This window comes from Paraburkholderia sp. RCC_158 (genome assembly GCF_041355255.1).
Lineage (GTDB): Bacteria > Pseudomonadota > Gammaproteobacteria > Burkholderiales > Burkholderiaceae > Paraburkholderia > Paraburkholderia graminis.
The window spans coordinates 404,418-418,597 of the sequence record NZ_JBFUPM010000004.1 but is presented as its reverse complement, the minus strand read 5'-3'; the positions used below and the strand labels follow the sequence as shown (position 1 = coordinate 418,597).

General features: G+C 59.9%; 14 protein-coding genes and 2 pseudogenes. 5 read left to right on the top strand and 11 right to left on the bottom strand.

Going from position 1 to position 14,180, the window contains the following annotated elements; translation table 11 throughout:
• Positions 1-75: 75 nt before the first annotated feature.
• From AB6809_RS11310 to AB6809_RS11265, 10 genes and pseudogenes are all read right to left on the bottom strand, one after another.
• Positions 76-543, bottom strand: a pseudogene (locus AB6809_RS11310) (PRC-barrel domain-containing protein).
• Between the two features lie 284 nt (positions 544-827).
• Positions 828-1,073: a DUF2934 domain-containing protein gene (locus AB6809_RS11305; protein ID WP_371026662.1), complete on the bottom strand. Its 246-nt coding sequence runs from the start codon at positions 1,071-1,073 to the stop codon at positions 828-830.
• Between the two features lie 98 nt (positions 1,074-1,171).
• Positions 1,172-1,891 (bottom strand): hypothetical protein, encoded by a 720-nt coding sequence (locus AB6809_RS11300; RefSeq protein WP_371026661.1) that lies wholly within the window; start codon positions 1,889-1,891, stop codon positions 1,172-1,174.
• Positions 1,892-2,185: 294 nt separating this feature from the next.
• Positions 2,186-2,866, bottom strand: a complete 681-nt coding sequence (locus tag AB6809_RS11295) for a hypothetical protein (protein ID WP_371026660.1) — start codon at positions 2,864-2,866, stop codon at positions 2,186-2,188.
• A 135-nt stretch (positions 2,867-3,001) separates the two neighbouring features.
• The gene (locus tag AB6809_RS11290; protein WP_371026659.1) at positions 3,002-3,673 is read right to left on the bottom strand and encodes a cation:dicarboxylate symporter family transporter; all 672 of its coding nucleotides are present in this window, start codon (positions 3,671-3,673) and stop codon (positions 3,002-3,004) included.
• Positions 3,674-4,384: 711 nt separating this feature from the next.
• Entirely contained in the window at positions 4,385-4,570 is a 186-nt protein-coding gene (locus AB6809_RS11285) for a recombinase family protein (RefSeq protein ID WP_371026716.1), read from the bottom strand.
• 153 nt (positions 4,571-4,723) lie between these two features.
• Entirely contained in the window at positions 4,724-4,993 is a 270-nt protein-coding gene (locus AB6809_RS11280) for a recombinase family protein (RefSeq protein WP_371026723.1), read from the bottom strand.
• A gap of 38 nt (positions 4,994-5,031) precedes the next feature.
• Positions 5,032-5,256 (bottom strand): annotated as a pseudogene (locus tag AB6809_RS11275) (recombinase family protein); the annotation flags it as partial.
• 547 nt (positions 5,257-5,803) lie between these two features.
• Positions 5,804-7,513 (bottom strand): ATP-binding protein, encoded by a 1,710-nt coding sequence (locus AB6809_RS11270; protein WP_371026658.1) that lies wholly within the window; start codon positions 7,511-7,513, stop codon positions 5,804-5,806.
• Positions 7,514-7,812: 299 nt separating this feature from the next.
• Complete coding sequence (locus AB6809_RS11265) at positions 7,813-8,253, bottom strand: PleD family two-component system response regulator (protein WP_371026657.1); 441 nt, start codon at positions 8,251-8,253, stop codon at positions 7,813-7,815.
• 231 nt (positions 8,254-8,484) lie between these two features.
• Between AB6809_RS11265 and AB6809_RS11260 the strand changes: the two genes are divergently transcribed.
• Together AB6809_RS11260 and AB6809_RS11255 are read left to right on the top strand one after the other, a co-directional pair.
• Positions 8,485-8,952: a PRC-barrel domain-containing protein gene (locus AB6809_RS11260; RefSeq protein ID WP_371026656.1), complete on the top strand. Its 468-nt coding sequence runs from the start codon at positions 8,485-8,487 to the stop codon at positions 8,950-8,952.
• Positions 8,953-8,963: 11 nt separating this feature from the next.
• Positions 8,964-9,344 (top strand): hypothetical protein, encoded by a 381-nt coding sequence (locus AB6809_RS11255; protein WP_371026655.1) that lies wholly within the window; start codon positions 8,964-8,966, stop codon positions 9,342-9,344.
• A gap of 1,368 nt (positions 9,345-10,712) precedes the next feature.
• Here AB6809_RS11255 and AB6809_RS11250 read toward each other — a convergent pair.
• The gene (locus AB6809_RS11250; RefSeq protein WP_371026654.1) at positions 10,713-11,036 is read right to left on the bottom strand and encodes a DUF4148 domain-containing protein; all 324 of its coding nucleotides are present in this window, start codon (positions 11,034-11,036) and stop codon (positions 10,713-10,715) included.
• Between the two features lie 222 nt (positions 11,037-11,258).
• Here AB6809_RS11250 and AB6809_RS11245 point away from each other — a divergent pair, with 222 nt between their 5' ends.
• The 3 genes from AB6809_RS11245 to AB6809_RS11235 all read left to right on the top strand — a co-directional run bounded on the left by AB6809_RS11245 (position 11,259) and on the right by AB6809_RS11235 (position 13,825).
• Positions 11,259-11,561, top strand: coding sequence for a PepSY domain-containing protein (locus tag AB6809_RS11245; protein ID WP_371026653.1), 303 nt, complete (start codon positions 11,259-11,261; stop codon positions 11,559-11,561).
• Positions 11,562-11,762: 201 nt separating this feature from the next.
• Complete coding sequence (locus tag AB6809_RS11240) at positions 11,763-12,425, top strand: response regulator (RefSeq protein ID WP_371026652.1); 663 nt, start codon at positions 11,763-11,765, stop codon at positions 12,423-12,425.
• Positions 12,422-13,825 (top strand): ATP-binding protein, encoded by a 1,404-nt coding sequence (locus AB6809_RS11235; RefSeq protein WP_371026651.1) that lies wholly within the window; start codon positions 12,422-12,424, stop codon positions 13,823-13,825. Before AB6809_RS11240 ends, AB6809_RS11235 begins: the two co-directional genes overlap by 4 nt.
• Positions 13,826-14,180 lie beyond the last annotated feature (355 nt).

The following is a 14,180-nucleotide window of genomic DNA, read 5'->3' as shown; positions in this document are numbered from 1 at the left end:
TGTACGGGTGCTGCGTGTGGGGCTATCCGAGAGGCGCGGCCGCTTCTCGTATGCCGCCTGCCGGGGACAGAACTTTTAGATGTCAGTCGCGTCTCCTTCGCGAGCAGCGCGAAGAGCAGACCCGTACGGGTTCCGGTTGTAGTACTGATGGACCGCGGCGTCCCATTGTGCGTGCGCCATGGATGGCCAGTGGTCTTTGTCGAAACGGCTCGTTCCTGATTTGTTCGGCTGTTATGTCGACGAAGAAGCACTTTTCGTCAGTGCCCAGTGTCAGCGCGCTCCACGGAATCGCGTGCCGCGTGCTGCCCCTGCCGAGAAACCCGCCCTCGGCGAGGACCGCGTATGCGACGCGACCGCTGCGCACGTCGAGCATGATGTCGGATATTTCCCGATGTGTTCTCCATCAGACGACATCACCTTGGTGCCATCCAGGGTTGAGGCGGCCATCACATCCGGCCCCGGCCCATCGCCGATTCCGCCACCAACTATGTTCGCACCTGTGCCTCCCGTCTGGGACTGCATTTTGGGGTCAAGGGTTGTCATGGCCTGCTCCTGAAATGTTGATGCTTCTGGGCGCGCAACGCGCCTCCAACGACGACCGTTGTTCGCGCATCGCATGCGGTGCCCGATGCAAGCTCGCGGGCTGGCCAGCAGCGTCATGCGGTAGCGCGACGCAACCGGACAGCGTCGGGCACGTCGTGGGGGCGGCGCACGGCGGGAACGGAAGGACGCGCCGCGTGCATCGCGGCGTCGAACAGTTAGCCTGCAAGAGTTATGGCTCCGCTGGGCGGTCCACGGCGGGGCTTCTCTTCAGCGTCCGTTTTCCGTCACCTAGGCAGCCGACTCTTTGGCTCAGTTCCGTTTTCGCCCGAATCTTCTTCTTCGTCTATCTGGGCCTTGCCCTGTTCCCAATATTCGTCCGCGCGTCCGTCGGAGCTACCGTCTTTTTCCCAGAACTCATAGGCGCACACACGAATCTGTTCTTCCCGCGAAACGTTGTCGCTCGGCCTCCTGGACCACTCGCGAACTTTTCGAAACGACTGGCCGCTCGCTGGTCTCGCGGACTTCGACACAATCTCCTTGAGGTCGACGGGGGCGCCGGACGGTCGACCGGGCGACGCTCAACAGAAGCAAGTTCCTCGCGCAAAACCGAACGCCAGCCGTTTAGGCGTCAACGGGCAGGACTGTTAGTACGTGTGCCGCCACTTCCGCGTGCGGCGCGTACTGCGTCGTCGCTCGCCGAGCCGCCTCCTTCCTCGTAAAGGGGTTGATGGCGAAAGCCGAGACTGCCGGACCCCAGAGCGATGATTGCGCCCACTACAAGCGCGGCAAACGAAAACCACGTCGCGCGAGCGACGGCGCGGGCAGCGGTGTCCGCCGCCTGGCGTGCGTTCTGCTCGGCTTGCGGGCCCGAAGCTACCGAGGCTGCGGACGCGGCCACGCTCTGGACCTGTTGTTTGACCGAGTCGACCACCGGGTTGCCGCCGGGCGTCTGGCTCTGCGCGGCCCCTACAGCCGCGCCCGCCGTGGCGACGTTGCCCGCAACGCTCACCGCACCTCCGAGGAGGGACGCCATGCCGTACACGACGAAAAGAATCATGACTGCCCACGCGAGCAGGCCATGCAACCATCCAAGAACGGGCGCACATCGGCCGGCCAGATAGGAGCCGGTAAAGACGGCAACGACCGTAGTCACAATCATCCAGACGCCTGAGCCAAAGCCGAATGCCCGCATCGGGTCAGGCTGCGACAGCGGAGACAGGAGTGTTGCGCCGATAGCCGTCCCCAGCACGCTAAGGACCAGATAGACAATGAGTGACAGAATTACGCCGGCGAAAATGGCACCCCATGACACGCGAGGCAGGCCGGTTTGAGTGGCAAGAATCTGCATGATTGCGGCTCCCAGGTTGAAGGCTGTTCAAGCGCGGTCTCAACAACTAAGAAATCCGAAGCTTCGCCCGCGCAATGTTGACGCAACACGCGTTCCCGGGAGATTTGGATAGCGCAAACGGCGTCACGGTGCGGCTCCGCGTAGACGTACATCGTAAGTGGATTTGCGCGACGGTTTTGGCAGCATCGGGGGTGCGGGGCACTCGGCTTGCACCTCCGAGGCGGGATAGTCGGCTCGCTTATCATGGCGCTGTTTTGGCGCGGTTATCTGCTCGCCGTGCTGAGCGTTCTCAATTTATCGTTTATCGCGCCTCGCGGTTTCGCTAAAGGCGACCAGTATTTCAGCAATCAGCAGGTCCCGCCGCAACTTAGAAGCCGGGCACACTGTCGCATGGTGTGCCCGCATCACCGATGAACGGTGCGACTCTGCAACGGCTGCGTGCGTTACCGCGGTTCGCCGCATTCGCTCGGTTAGCCAGGCACCTCCCATCACGGCGTCGCAAAACTTGCCGTCGCGAATCAAATCACGATTCCTGGCTGCGGCAGACCTTCCCGTGGGTGAGAAGCGCCAGTGGCCGGCCGCGTCCTTTACCGCGAGGGCGCCATAGTCGTAAAGCGCCTCGCAAGCGGTGGCAGGTCTCAGGCCAGTTGTGTCCTCAATAACCAGAAGGTTGCGCGAGGCTGTGTCGACGCCCACCGGAGACGCAGTGTCGGGGCTGGGGCCCAAATTTTCCGTCTCCGGGTCGTATCGGTTCGCGCTTGCGCACGGACGCTCGCCATGTGCGGCATACACCGCGAACTCGTGGAGGCGCCAATCCCGCACTGGCGTGTTGACAGGAACAGGCGTCGCCGGGGCACGTTTTCCTGCCTCGTATAAAAGTCCACGGTCCAAGCTTAACCCCAATGCCTCCAGCGCGCGAAGCGCCTCGACGCCGTCATGATATGAGCCGAACAGCGCAACGATGACTTGTGGCATGCGGTTCCTCCATTCGTCATCAACTGATATGCACTCAAGCGCGCAAGGGGTATACCCGGTCGGGCGAGCGCGCAAACGCCGTGACTTCCAGCTCGTCGTACCGTCTTCGCCCATATCGCCGCGTGCGTGAACGCCTTAGCCGAGAGAAATCACAGCGCTCATCCCGCTGCTACCAATCGCGAAAGCAATCGAACCGAATGCACCTAGCGGCGCAAACTTCATGATGACGTCGACGAACTTGAAGAAGCAGTCGGACATGCGTGTCAGCGCGCCTTCCACGCTTACGCGCGGTTCCTTCTTCAGCATCAGAACGGCAGCCCCAAAGCCAATTGAAATCACCAGAACCTGCAGCAGCGAGCCATTGGCGAAAGCGCCCACAAAGTTGTCCGGAAATAGTGTGAGCAGAAAGTGCTCGACGGAGGTTGCTCCGGCCTTCCCGTATTGAGCATGTGCGGCAGCCGCTGCCTCTGGACTCTGCGTGAGATGCATGCCCGCACCAACGCCTGACAGATTGGCACCTACCATGCTGATGGCAAGTGCGATGGTCGACACGACTTCAAAATAGATGAGCGCGCGCAGTCCACTCCGGCCGACGTTTTTCAGGTCGCCGGCTGCCGCGATACCCAGGACGACGTTCAGAAACACAAGAGGCGCAACAATCATCTTTATGAGCCGCAGGAAGATGTCGCCAAGCACCTTCATGTCCACCGCGAGCTTCGGCGCGATGAAACCCAGCGCGATGCCAGCGACAATGCCGACGACAATCTGCACCCCGACACTTCGTGCACCACCGTGTGCCGGCTTCATTCTCCGTTCCTGGTCGTGCCATCAACTGGCGTTGTTGCTAGGGGAACGCTCTCGGCGATAACCAGCAGTGAGCGCAGGTCGGGCCGTTGGTACATGCCGAAATGTGACTGTCCGTGGCGGCAGACAACGGTGAATGCTCCAGGCACCAGACTTCCTCGCGGGAAGATATGGAAGTCGACCAGCTTTGTGCCTGCCCGCGCAATGCGGCCATAGACCAGGAAGTCGATAGGGAAGCTGTCCGGCCAACGCGCGACCCAGTAAGGCAGGTGGCCACCAATGAGCCGCGGACTGCGAACGACGAGGCTCAGTCTGAGCCAGTTATCGACGCAAAATGTGCTGGTGTGCTTTCGTACCGGACTTCGTGGCTGCGGGACTGCAACGTCTGAATGGCGACCTGCGCGACCGGTTGTTCAATTTTTCTCTCTGCATGCCGATTCGCAGAGCGCTCGCGGGCCAGCTTCGGCACGTACCCGACTGCGTCATACGCGTCGTAGAGACTGCCGAACTCCCGCATGACCTGCTCAACGGACGGCGCACTGCGATAACGTCTCAGCGTGGCTTGATTGAGGTCGCCGGCCCGCCTGATGACCTTGTGAGGCCCTCAAGAATCTCTTCGCGCGTGGGTTTGCGCCGGGCCGAATCCATTCGTTTCTGGACTGCAGCGAAGACATGCCTGTCAACCACCGGTTCGAACGCATCCTCGACGCGTATCTAGTCGTGTGCCGGAACCTGCTCCCACCTGCCGTCAAGTTTCGACGAGGTCCGGCTGTAGACGTTGGTGCCGATATACGCCTCACTCCGAAGTATCCGGCGGATGTTCTGTGCCTGCCAGGGGCGACCGTGACGGTTGCGCCGGCCAAACTCATTGAGCCGCCGAGCGATGGCCGCCCCGGTCACCGGTTGCGTTGCATACCATTCGAAAATCTTCCTGACGAGCGACGCCTCAGTTGCCGACGCAGGTGCGATGACGACCCGGTCGGTTTGCACGCTCTTGTACTCGTACTTCGCAAGGGGACGTCTATGTTCACGCCTGGCGTCAAGAAGGATGCGTTACAGTCCGTAGCCCGGCGGCCCACCGGCATGAAATCCGCGTTGAGCGTTAAGACACTCCCCGAGGAAGACCTTGCGGGACATCTCCCGGCTGAATTCCGCGGCCATCGCCCGCTTCAGCGCCTTGATGACGGACGTCGCCGGACTGCCGTCATTTGCGAAAGACTCGGCCACATAAATGACGTCGACACCCGCGCGCCTGCACGCGTATTCATAGAACGCCGCCTCGTCGACATCCTGGAAGCGTCCCCAGCGGCTAACGTCGAACACAAGCACCTTGCTGAAATTGCGTTTGGGTTCTCAACGTCGAGCAGAAGCTGCACGAGCGCGGGTCGCTGGCGGAAAGTCAGCCCGCTGATACCAGCGTCCTCGTAATCGGTGACGACGCGGATGTTGTGTGCGCGTGCGTACTCGGCGATAGCCTGCCGCTGAAAAACCGGGGAGTATTCCTGATGGTCGGTCGACATGCGGATGTACTGTGCGGCACATAGGCGCACGACGGGTGCTACTCGATGGCGAGTTCCGGAAGGCATGCCACATGTCCAGTGGTGCCACACGTCAGTGATAGCGTTTCTGCGCGGTAAGTCAGGCTAAGATGGCTACGCCTTGCCCGCGACGCGCTGAGCCCGGCTTGCCCACTCAGGTGCTGGACGGGTCGCAGGAAGCTGAGGCTGCCTGTAAGAGGGCCTTGGCAGAGCCCGCTTGTTTTTCGCCTGATTGTGAATCGGCTGCGCGTATTTGCCGGCCGAGCGCTGCTTCAAATGCTCGTCGACTTGCACAGATAGGCCGCCAGTGGCCCTGCATCTCAGTCGCGCCGCACGCTCGGGACAATGTTCGGCAATCTAAAGTAGCCGTCCCGTCAAAAGTTAAAACCCTGTTCGCTACATATGTCTTTAAACATCTTCCACTCACAAAGAGTCACTTGGACATAAAGCCACATGCTGGATGGAACTCTTTTTGGTTTTGGGGCTGCCAGGGGCAGCGCAGAGTACCGGCACCTGCAGCACGTTCGTATGCAGCAAGTCGCCGATAGCCATAGCGTCAGCCTGGACCGAGCATTACGCCGTTGCGCAAAGACGGTCATACGATACCGCGCAGCCTTCCGCCAGCACGGTTCGAAAGGATATGTTCAAGCTTGTCCAGCGAAAGTGGCTTGGTAAGGTGATAGTCGAAGCCGGCCGCAAGCGCCCTGGATTTGTCGGATTCGGACGCGTACCCGGTCAGCGCGACCAGCAGTACTTCGTTCAGCGTTGCGTCGAGGCGCACGTGCTGGGCGACTTCAAAGCCATCCATCCCAGGCATGCCGACATCGATTATCGCGACCTCGGGTTTGCGGTCGGACATCAGCCGAAGTGCGTCAACGCCGTTATCGGACGTGGTAACGTCATGTCCTTCTACCTTGAGCAGAAGGGCCAGCGCCTCAAGGGCGTCGCGATTGTCGTCGACTAGCAGCAGGCGCGCCGGCCGGACTTCTTCAGTGCGCTGGACTGCGCCTGTCAGGTCCATGGCGCCCGGCTTTCTCAGTATCGGCAAGCGAAGCGTCACTGTCGTGCCAAGTCCCAGCCCGTCGCTTTCTAGCGCGATGGTTCCTCCGTGCAGTTCGACCATCCGTTTGGCTACCGCAAGCCCGATTCCCAAGCCACCCTGGCTCCGGGTCTCCGACTGGGCACACTGGGCGAAGAGGTCAAAAACTTCCGGTTGCGCCGCGCTATCGATGCCAATGCCGTTGTCGCTGATGACGATGACCACCCAGCCCGATATCTCGTCGGTCGAACCGCTCTGTTCTACGCCAACACGAAGTTCGAGATTGCCCCCGACCGGCGTGTACTTCGCTGCATTGGACAACAGGTTGCCGAGCACCTGGCTGAGCCGGACGTGGTCTGCCCGGACATAAACCGGTTCATGTAGGCCGATGACGGTGAGGGTGTGCTTTCGCGCTTCGACGTGGTGCCTGATTGCGGCCATCGCATCGAAAGCAATGTCGTTGAACGAGGTATCGCTAAGCCTGATAGCCAGCTTGCCATGCTGAAGCCGCGCGGCGTCGAGCAGGTCGTCAACAAGCGTTCTTAGATGTCGCATCTGTCGTTGCGCGATATCAAGAACTTCAACCGCTCGCTGATTATCAGCACATAGGCGCTGGGCCGCACCGATAGCACTGTCGATAGGGGCCATCGGATTTCGCAGTTCGTGCCCCAACATCGCGATGAACTCGTTATGTCGGCGGTCGCTTTCCTCACTTGCATCGCGGGCATTTACGATGGTGAGCGACGACGCAGCAAACAGGGCGAGGTTAGACAGTAGCCTTACGTCCTCGAGGTCGAATCTGCAATCGTCCGTGTGTGACATGACCCATATCGCGCCAAGGTCGCGTCCGGCGACGCCGACGGGCACAACGATGCCTTCCGGGACCTTTAACCCTGGAAATGCCAGACATGGAAACTGCGCTTGCGGGTCAACAAAAAATCGAGGCTTACCTGTCAGCAACGCCACCGCGCATGGGCATTCGTCCCAGGCGGTCGTCTTCCCTCGAAGGTCAGCACATAGCCCCGATACGGCAAGCCATCGAAAGAAACGCTCGCTGCCGCGGTGCTCGATAAGGCTGATACCGGCACTCCCCGCAGAGCACAATGACATTGCAGCGTCTGCAATGGCTTGCAGCAGGTCCCCGCGCGAGGCCGCCTGGGCCTGCGCAAGAGCAACGAGGGCCGCGTTTTCGGCTGCGTGGTCTGGTGCCCGCGGGTGACGCCGGGCGAGCTCGTCGCTATCGCCGAGCGTGCGGTCACTGTCCATAGTTGACGCGAATCAGGAAACTGGAAGACATGAGGCCGGCCCTGCTTTACGGTGAGCCGATTCTGTCAGCGAACCTCAATCCGACTACAACTATAGCTGACATTACGGAGAACACCGCGCAACGTCACCGGAACGATTCATAGGGCCCCGGGAGCGCCCCGTTTCGCTCCTTGACCGCATCGTTGATGCGATGGCGGCGGTTGCGTAAGCGAGGGGCGCCGGCAGTCGCCGTCGTGTGAACTTCACCTGCAACAGAAGATGTCCGGACAGTCGTGCGTCCCCGCTCCACCATCGTTCGTTTAGGGCCAGCAACGAGAATCGATGGCTTGCCGACGCCCCCCGGCGTGGTGTTCCGAGACGCGTGGCGCCCGCGCGTATGTCAGGCGTGCAGCGATGAACGTATCGACCGTGTCGAGCAACACCTCCATTGAGGCGGGCTTTCGCAGAAAAGCAGTCCAGTAGCAAATTTCATCGACGGGCTCGGGCATAGCCGACAGCAGGATTACCGGTACGTCGGCAAACGAAGGCATGCATTTCAGACGTCGGCAAAGCTCCCTGCCGTCCATCTCCGGCATGTGCAAATCCGTGACCACCAGTTCTGGAAAATGTGCAACGGCTTTCGGGAGTGCGTCGCGTCCGTTCTCCGCCAGCACGACGTGATGTCCACGACTTTCCAGCGCCAGTTGCAGCGCCCATCGGTTCTGATAGTCATCGTCGACGAGCAGTACAGTCGACATCATGCGAAATGGTGTGAATAGCAGCAAACATATTTCGCAAGCCGCGTACCTATGCGCGGTCGCTGCTCGCTTCCTCTTCGAATCCGGTTCCAAAGGTGCTGCGGCGCAAGGGATATTCATAGCCGATGCGCGCTGTTTCGTCCTACAGAATACCGACCCAATGGCGGGGAAGTCGCGCGCCGCGGGCATATGAGTTGCGCATTAACGTCTGCACGATTACACATGGAGGACGTCATGGGCACACTGGACCCGCAAGGCACCGCCTCGGGAACTGGCGGCGCGGAAATTGTAGGCAGCGGCATTGGAGAGGGGCCCGGGCCGGAGGTAATGGCCGCCGCGACGCTTGACGGAACGCAGGTAATTTCGTCGGACGGGGAGGATGTAGGCAAGATTTCCGACATTATGCTTGACGTACGCAGCGGCAGGATTGCATACGCGGTGCTGTCCGAAGGCGGCTTCCTCGGCATGGGCACGAACCTGCACGCGATACCGTGGAACGCCCTCACGATGGATACCGACGCGAAGTGTTTTCGAGTCAGCATTGATGCTCAACGCATCAAGGACGACCCGGGCTTTGACAAGGACCACTGGCCGTCAATGGCGGATACCACTTGGGGCACCACGGTTCATCAGTATTACAACCGCGAACCGTACTGGTCATCGACCCGCAGCGTAGAAGACTTGCCGCCGAGCGACATCTGAAGACGGTTCTCATGGACGCCGGCTTCCGCGCAGGCAGAACCGGCGTCCGCTTTATCGAGGATGCAATCATGAAGACGATAAAAACAGCAGTGCTTTGCTCAGCCTTGGTGCTGGCGGCTGTCAGCAGCGCGTTCGCTCAGGGCGCCGGTGGTGGTGGCGGTGGCGGCAATGGGGGCGGCGGCACCAGCGTGGGAACAGGCGGGGCAGGCGTTGGCGGCGCGAACGGTGCTGGCCAGGGCGGTCCAGGGATGAATGCGCCGAATTCGGGAGGTACTGGCGGTGCGACGTCGATGTCGAAGGGTTCGCATGCGACGATGCCGCCCACTCGAAAGCCGCAGAAGGACTCTCAAGCCAAAGGCGCATCCGATACCGCTGCCTCCAGCGCGCAGTGAGTGGCTTCGGGATTCCTGCCGGGCAAAACGGCTCGTCCGACTCGCGTTGTTTTATTTCCGTGCGTGTTGCACAGCCAAGCGGCCCCCCAGCAATGGTGGGCCGCCCGCCAGGCGATGTTCGCCCGAGCCCGTGACTTAGCTCTTGCAGAGCGCCGGTCGGCTATCGCGCGGCAAGCGTGCCGACGATGACGCCGCCTAACACCCAGAGTTTCCACGCACTCTCATGCACGACGCCGTCGCTTCTGAAACGACGCTGCGTCTTCCGACCACCAAACCGATTTCAACGGCGAAATGGAAGCCACATTCTGCGCTTCCATCGACCATCGTTCGCCGCTCGAGAAGCACTGCCAGCTCACGGAAACAAAACCTCGTCTTTGACGATGCTGTCACCCGGGCTTCGCGCTGGTGATTGCAAACTGGTGTTACGGCTTGCAGCTAGATGCCGGCGCAATCCTGCTCAACATGCATTACGGGCAGTGCATGGCGGAGAACGAGCAGCACGCTATTGAGGACAGTGGCGACACCGTCGCCGACCTGCATGTATGGCCGTTTTCCAGGTCATATGAGTGCCGTGGTTCGCCGACACGGCGACCCACCATATGAGCTGCGGCGGGAACTCGTGCAGTGGCAGATTCGCCGACACTCTAAAGCCAGCCCTTCACCGCCGCGACCCGCCACAGCACAAACATCAGCAGCGCGACTGATGCAGTAGTCAATAGAAGCACATTGATAGGGCGCATAAGCGTTGTCAAATCATGGTTAATTTTCGAGAGTCTAAACTGGGAATGCGAGGCCGCAACGATGAATTACTCCGTTTGAACGCTCTTGTGTCTGTACCGGTCAATGCGCCCGATATGCCGGTCTCCGTCGAGAACGATTCGACGTAGCTCGGACTTTGTGGCCCGCCTGTATGGAAGACGGACGAAACGATGACACAGTGCCTGAGAAGACCGTTGCGACGCCGCAGACGCCCTCGATGCCGCTATCTGTTTTGCCGCTTGACCTGCGATGGCGACCGAGGTCCGAGATTACCCTTTTCTCGTATTCGCGACTTTTCAAGCGACAGGTGCATGACCTCGTCCGAAACACAATGCGTGCCGTCATCGCGGTCCATGTTGAAGAATGGGGAGCCTATATCGACTGATTAGTGAGAGGCGCTTGAGCCGACCAGGAGAAAATCAATGATTCGAGCGTCATGACGTAGCAATTGACGGCGTCTTTAGTCAACGCAGCCAGAGCATCTTATCTGCACACTGGACAAGCACCAATTTCGGCGTGCGGTGATTGGAACCGTCGGTCGAACAACCGGCGCGGCTCGTCGTCAAAGTCTGCGTGCGCGCAGCAGACCGTAAGACGAGCCGGTCCACATCAGTGGTGTCCGTACAATGGACTCGGACCAAACGGGGTGGAAATGCGTCGGCCGGACTGCGCAGCACCACCTGTCACTCCGCCCACTGCTTGCGTAGTGGCCTCGGCTGCGGAATTCTCAGCCGCGACTCGTGCTTCAGCTGCCTGAATGTCAGCGGGATAGCGAGCTTCGTCCCGTTGTGCCGGATTGTAGCCCGCCTTTTCTAACTGCACGATTTCCGCGCGCACTTGCGCCCGGCTGACCGGCCCGTTCGACTGCTCAGCAAAAGAGGACAGCGGTGTCGCCAGCACGGCAACTATAACGACTGCTTGAAATGATTTCATGATTGGTACCTCCACAGTGATTTTCCGTTGCGAACAGCCCTGTTCACGGACGGTAAATGCAGGTTAAGGTACAGATGCTTAAGCCGACATTATGCAAGCCACAGGGATTGTTATTCTATTGGTCGCCGGGCCCTTGTTCCCTCGTATCGTTACGTGCCATCAGCATGCCTTAAGCTCGAATTGGCAGCATCGCAGTACACCAACGTCACGATGGAGGACGAGATGCAAAGACTTTTCACGACTGGATTGACGTGCGGACTACTGGTGGCAAGTGTCGGAGCGCACGCGTTCACAGGCGAGCAACTCGCGAAACATGCCAAGGTCGGACTTGCGGAAGCACGCTCTATCGCTCTGAAGGCGCATCCAGGGAAAATTGTTGATGAAGAGCTGGAACGCGAGCCTGGTGGCACTGGACTGAGGTATTCCTTCGATATTCGCACGGGACACGCAACTCAGGAGGTTGGGGTTGACGCTCAGGACGGGACCGTTCTCGAAAACAAGCGGGAAGGGCCCAATCCAGACTGACGCGTAGGCGTCCGGCCTGGCCGGAAGTCGCGTGACGATGGCTGACAGCGTTAGCGCCCCAGTCTCGACGCCAGCGGGTCCCTTTTTTGCCAGCTCCTGCGACTGGAATGTCGGCGTACGGCATCGGTGCGTGGCCCACACCTCTGCGTAATAAAGCCTTAAGCTTCCGTAGCGCACACTCTGCCGTTGAGGAGACCACGCATGCGCCTGCTACTCGTCGAAGACGACACCATGATTGCCGAGAGTGTTCTCGAAGCATTGCGAGGTCTTGGTCATGCAGTGGACTGGGCGCAAGACGGACGAGAAGGTGAACTCGCGCTTGGAAATGACGTGTATGACCTGGTCCTGCTGGACTTGGGGCTGCCCAGACAGGACGGCCTGACCGTTCTTAGGGGGTATCGGGCCGGCGGCGGCAGCGCCGCGGTCCTAATCATGACGGCGCAGGATGCGGTGACCGACCGAATCGCCGGGCTTGACGCCGGCGCAGATGACTATCTCGTCAAGCCGTTCGATTTGAACGAGCTTGCTGCGCGGGTGCGAGCGCTGCTTCGGCGGCGCGTCGGACAATCGCGGCCCATATATATTCACGGTGCGCTCACGCTGAACGAGGTTTCGCACGAGGTAACGGTTCGCGGTGCGCCTGTCGCACTGGTCGCCCGCGAATTCAGTTTGTTACGCGCGCTTATCGAAGAGCCGGGCAAGGTATATAGCAAATCGGAACTGGAGGAGAAACTGTATGGCTGGAACGAGGAGGTGGAGAGTAATACCATCGAGGTACACATCCACAATCTCAGAAAGAAGCTCGGCGCCGAACAGATTGTGACGATTCGAGGCATCGGATATCGGTTAGCAGGCACTGCATGAAGTCGGTGCGCACACAGCTGCTCGTTGGCCTGATTCTAGTGCTCGGCGCAATGAGCGGTCTTGCGGGATATGGCATCTTTCGAAGCGCGCTCGAAGAGGCGAACGAGCTGTTTGACTATGAACTGCGCTCGGTCGCCATTTCCCTGCCGCAGTCGGTGGCCGATACGGAACTAGCAAGTAGTGCGTCAGGCGAATTGGAGGGACTACACGAGGACCGCGTCGCCATCCAGATTTGGGACACCTCGAATGTTCTAACCTACGAGTCTGTGCCGAGCGCAAAGCTGCCACGCCTGCATGCGGGTTTTCAGTCTATCGAAGTGCGCGAGCGTCACTATCGCGTTTTCGGGCTACAGCAGGCTTCCCGTTTTATTCAGGTCGGACAACCTCTGTCTGTCCGTGACGAGGCTGCCTTGAAACAGGCATCAAGGACGCTTTGGCCGTTGCTCGCGGTACTACCATTCGAAATCGCCCTGGTCTTACTGGTCGTTAAGCGGGCGTTGCGACCTGTCACTATCATCTCGAGGTCCCTGGCAGCCCGTTCGATTGAAACGTTGGCGCCCATCGGTATGGCCCATTCTGTACCGACGGAAATTGAGCCGCTAGTCGAAGCTTTGAACGACCTGCTTGTACGTCTGGACAAGGCGCTACATGCGCAGCGCGTCTTCGTTGCCGACGCGGCACATGAGCTTCGGACTCCTCTGGCTGCGCTGAAGCTGCAGATTCAGGTGGCTCGGCAGCACCACGCGCAACTGCGTGATGAGGACCTGCTGCGCAAACTGGAGGATAGGGTGAATCGCGCCATTCATCTAGTCCAGCAGCTCCTGACCCTTGCGCGCGAGGATGCAGAGGCGAGGGCACGCGCGGGAAATGCCGACCTTCGTCGTGTGGCGACACAGGTGGTCAGCGACATATCGGTGATGGCGGAACACAAAGGAATTGACCTTGGCCTGGATTGCACCGGTCTTGCGGGGTTGGAAGTTCCAATTGTCGTCATTGGGGACGACAGTTCGCTGACGACGATGGTTACAAATCTGGTTGACAATGCCATCCGGTACACGCCGCGAGGCGGCCAGGTCGATGTGCGAATTTTCGCGAGCGACATGGAAGTGACGCTGGAGGTTGTCGACAACGGACCTGGCATACCGGAGGCCGACCTCGAGCGCGTATTCGACCGGTTCTATCGCGCAGGAAATACAACCGGACAGGGCAGCGGGTTGGGATTGGCCATCGCAGCAAAGGTCGCGGCGAAGCACCACGCGCGGTTTTCTCTGCGTAATCGAACGGATGGCCAAGGGTTGAAGGTCTCTGTAACTGGACTGCGTCGTATTCGTGCCGACGCTCCAGCCATGAGGAGGTCATCAACTGCGCCTTGCGAGCCAAGCGGACGCACGCGCAGCTAACCGCGGGCAGGAAGGCGCCGAGACCATCGCAGGATAGAACGTCACAGCTAGAAATACCGTTATCCGGCGACCGTAGTACTTCCGGTAGCTGTTGAGGAGGGGAAGGATGACGGGGTTGGCCAACAATGAAAGAAGCGACCCCGCCGAAATTGATGCCGCTGTTCCAAAGGACTGCGGTGAATGGCACATTTCCGACTGAGCAGTTAGACGACGCCCCGGCAATCAGCGGACCGACTAAAGCACGTGAAACGGTTGCGACCGTCGGATGACCGACGACGAAGAATTTTTGCCAGAGCTGTAGTCGTTGTTTTCCAGGTCGCTTGCTGTTCTCCCACCGATATGGCCGCACGACCTT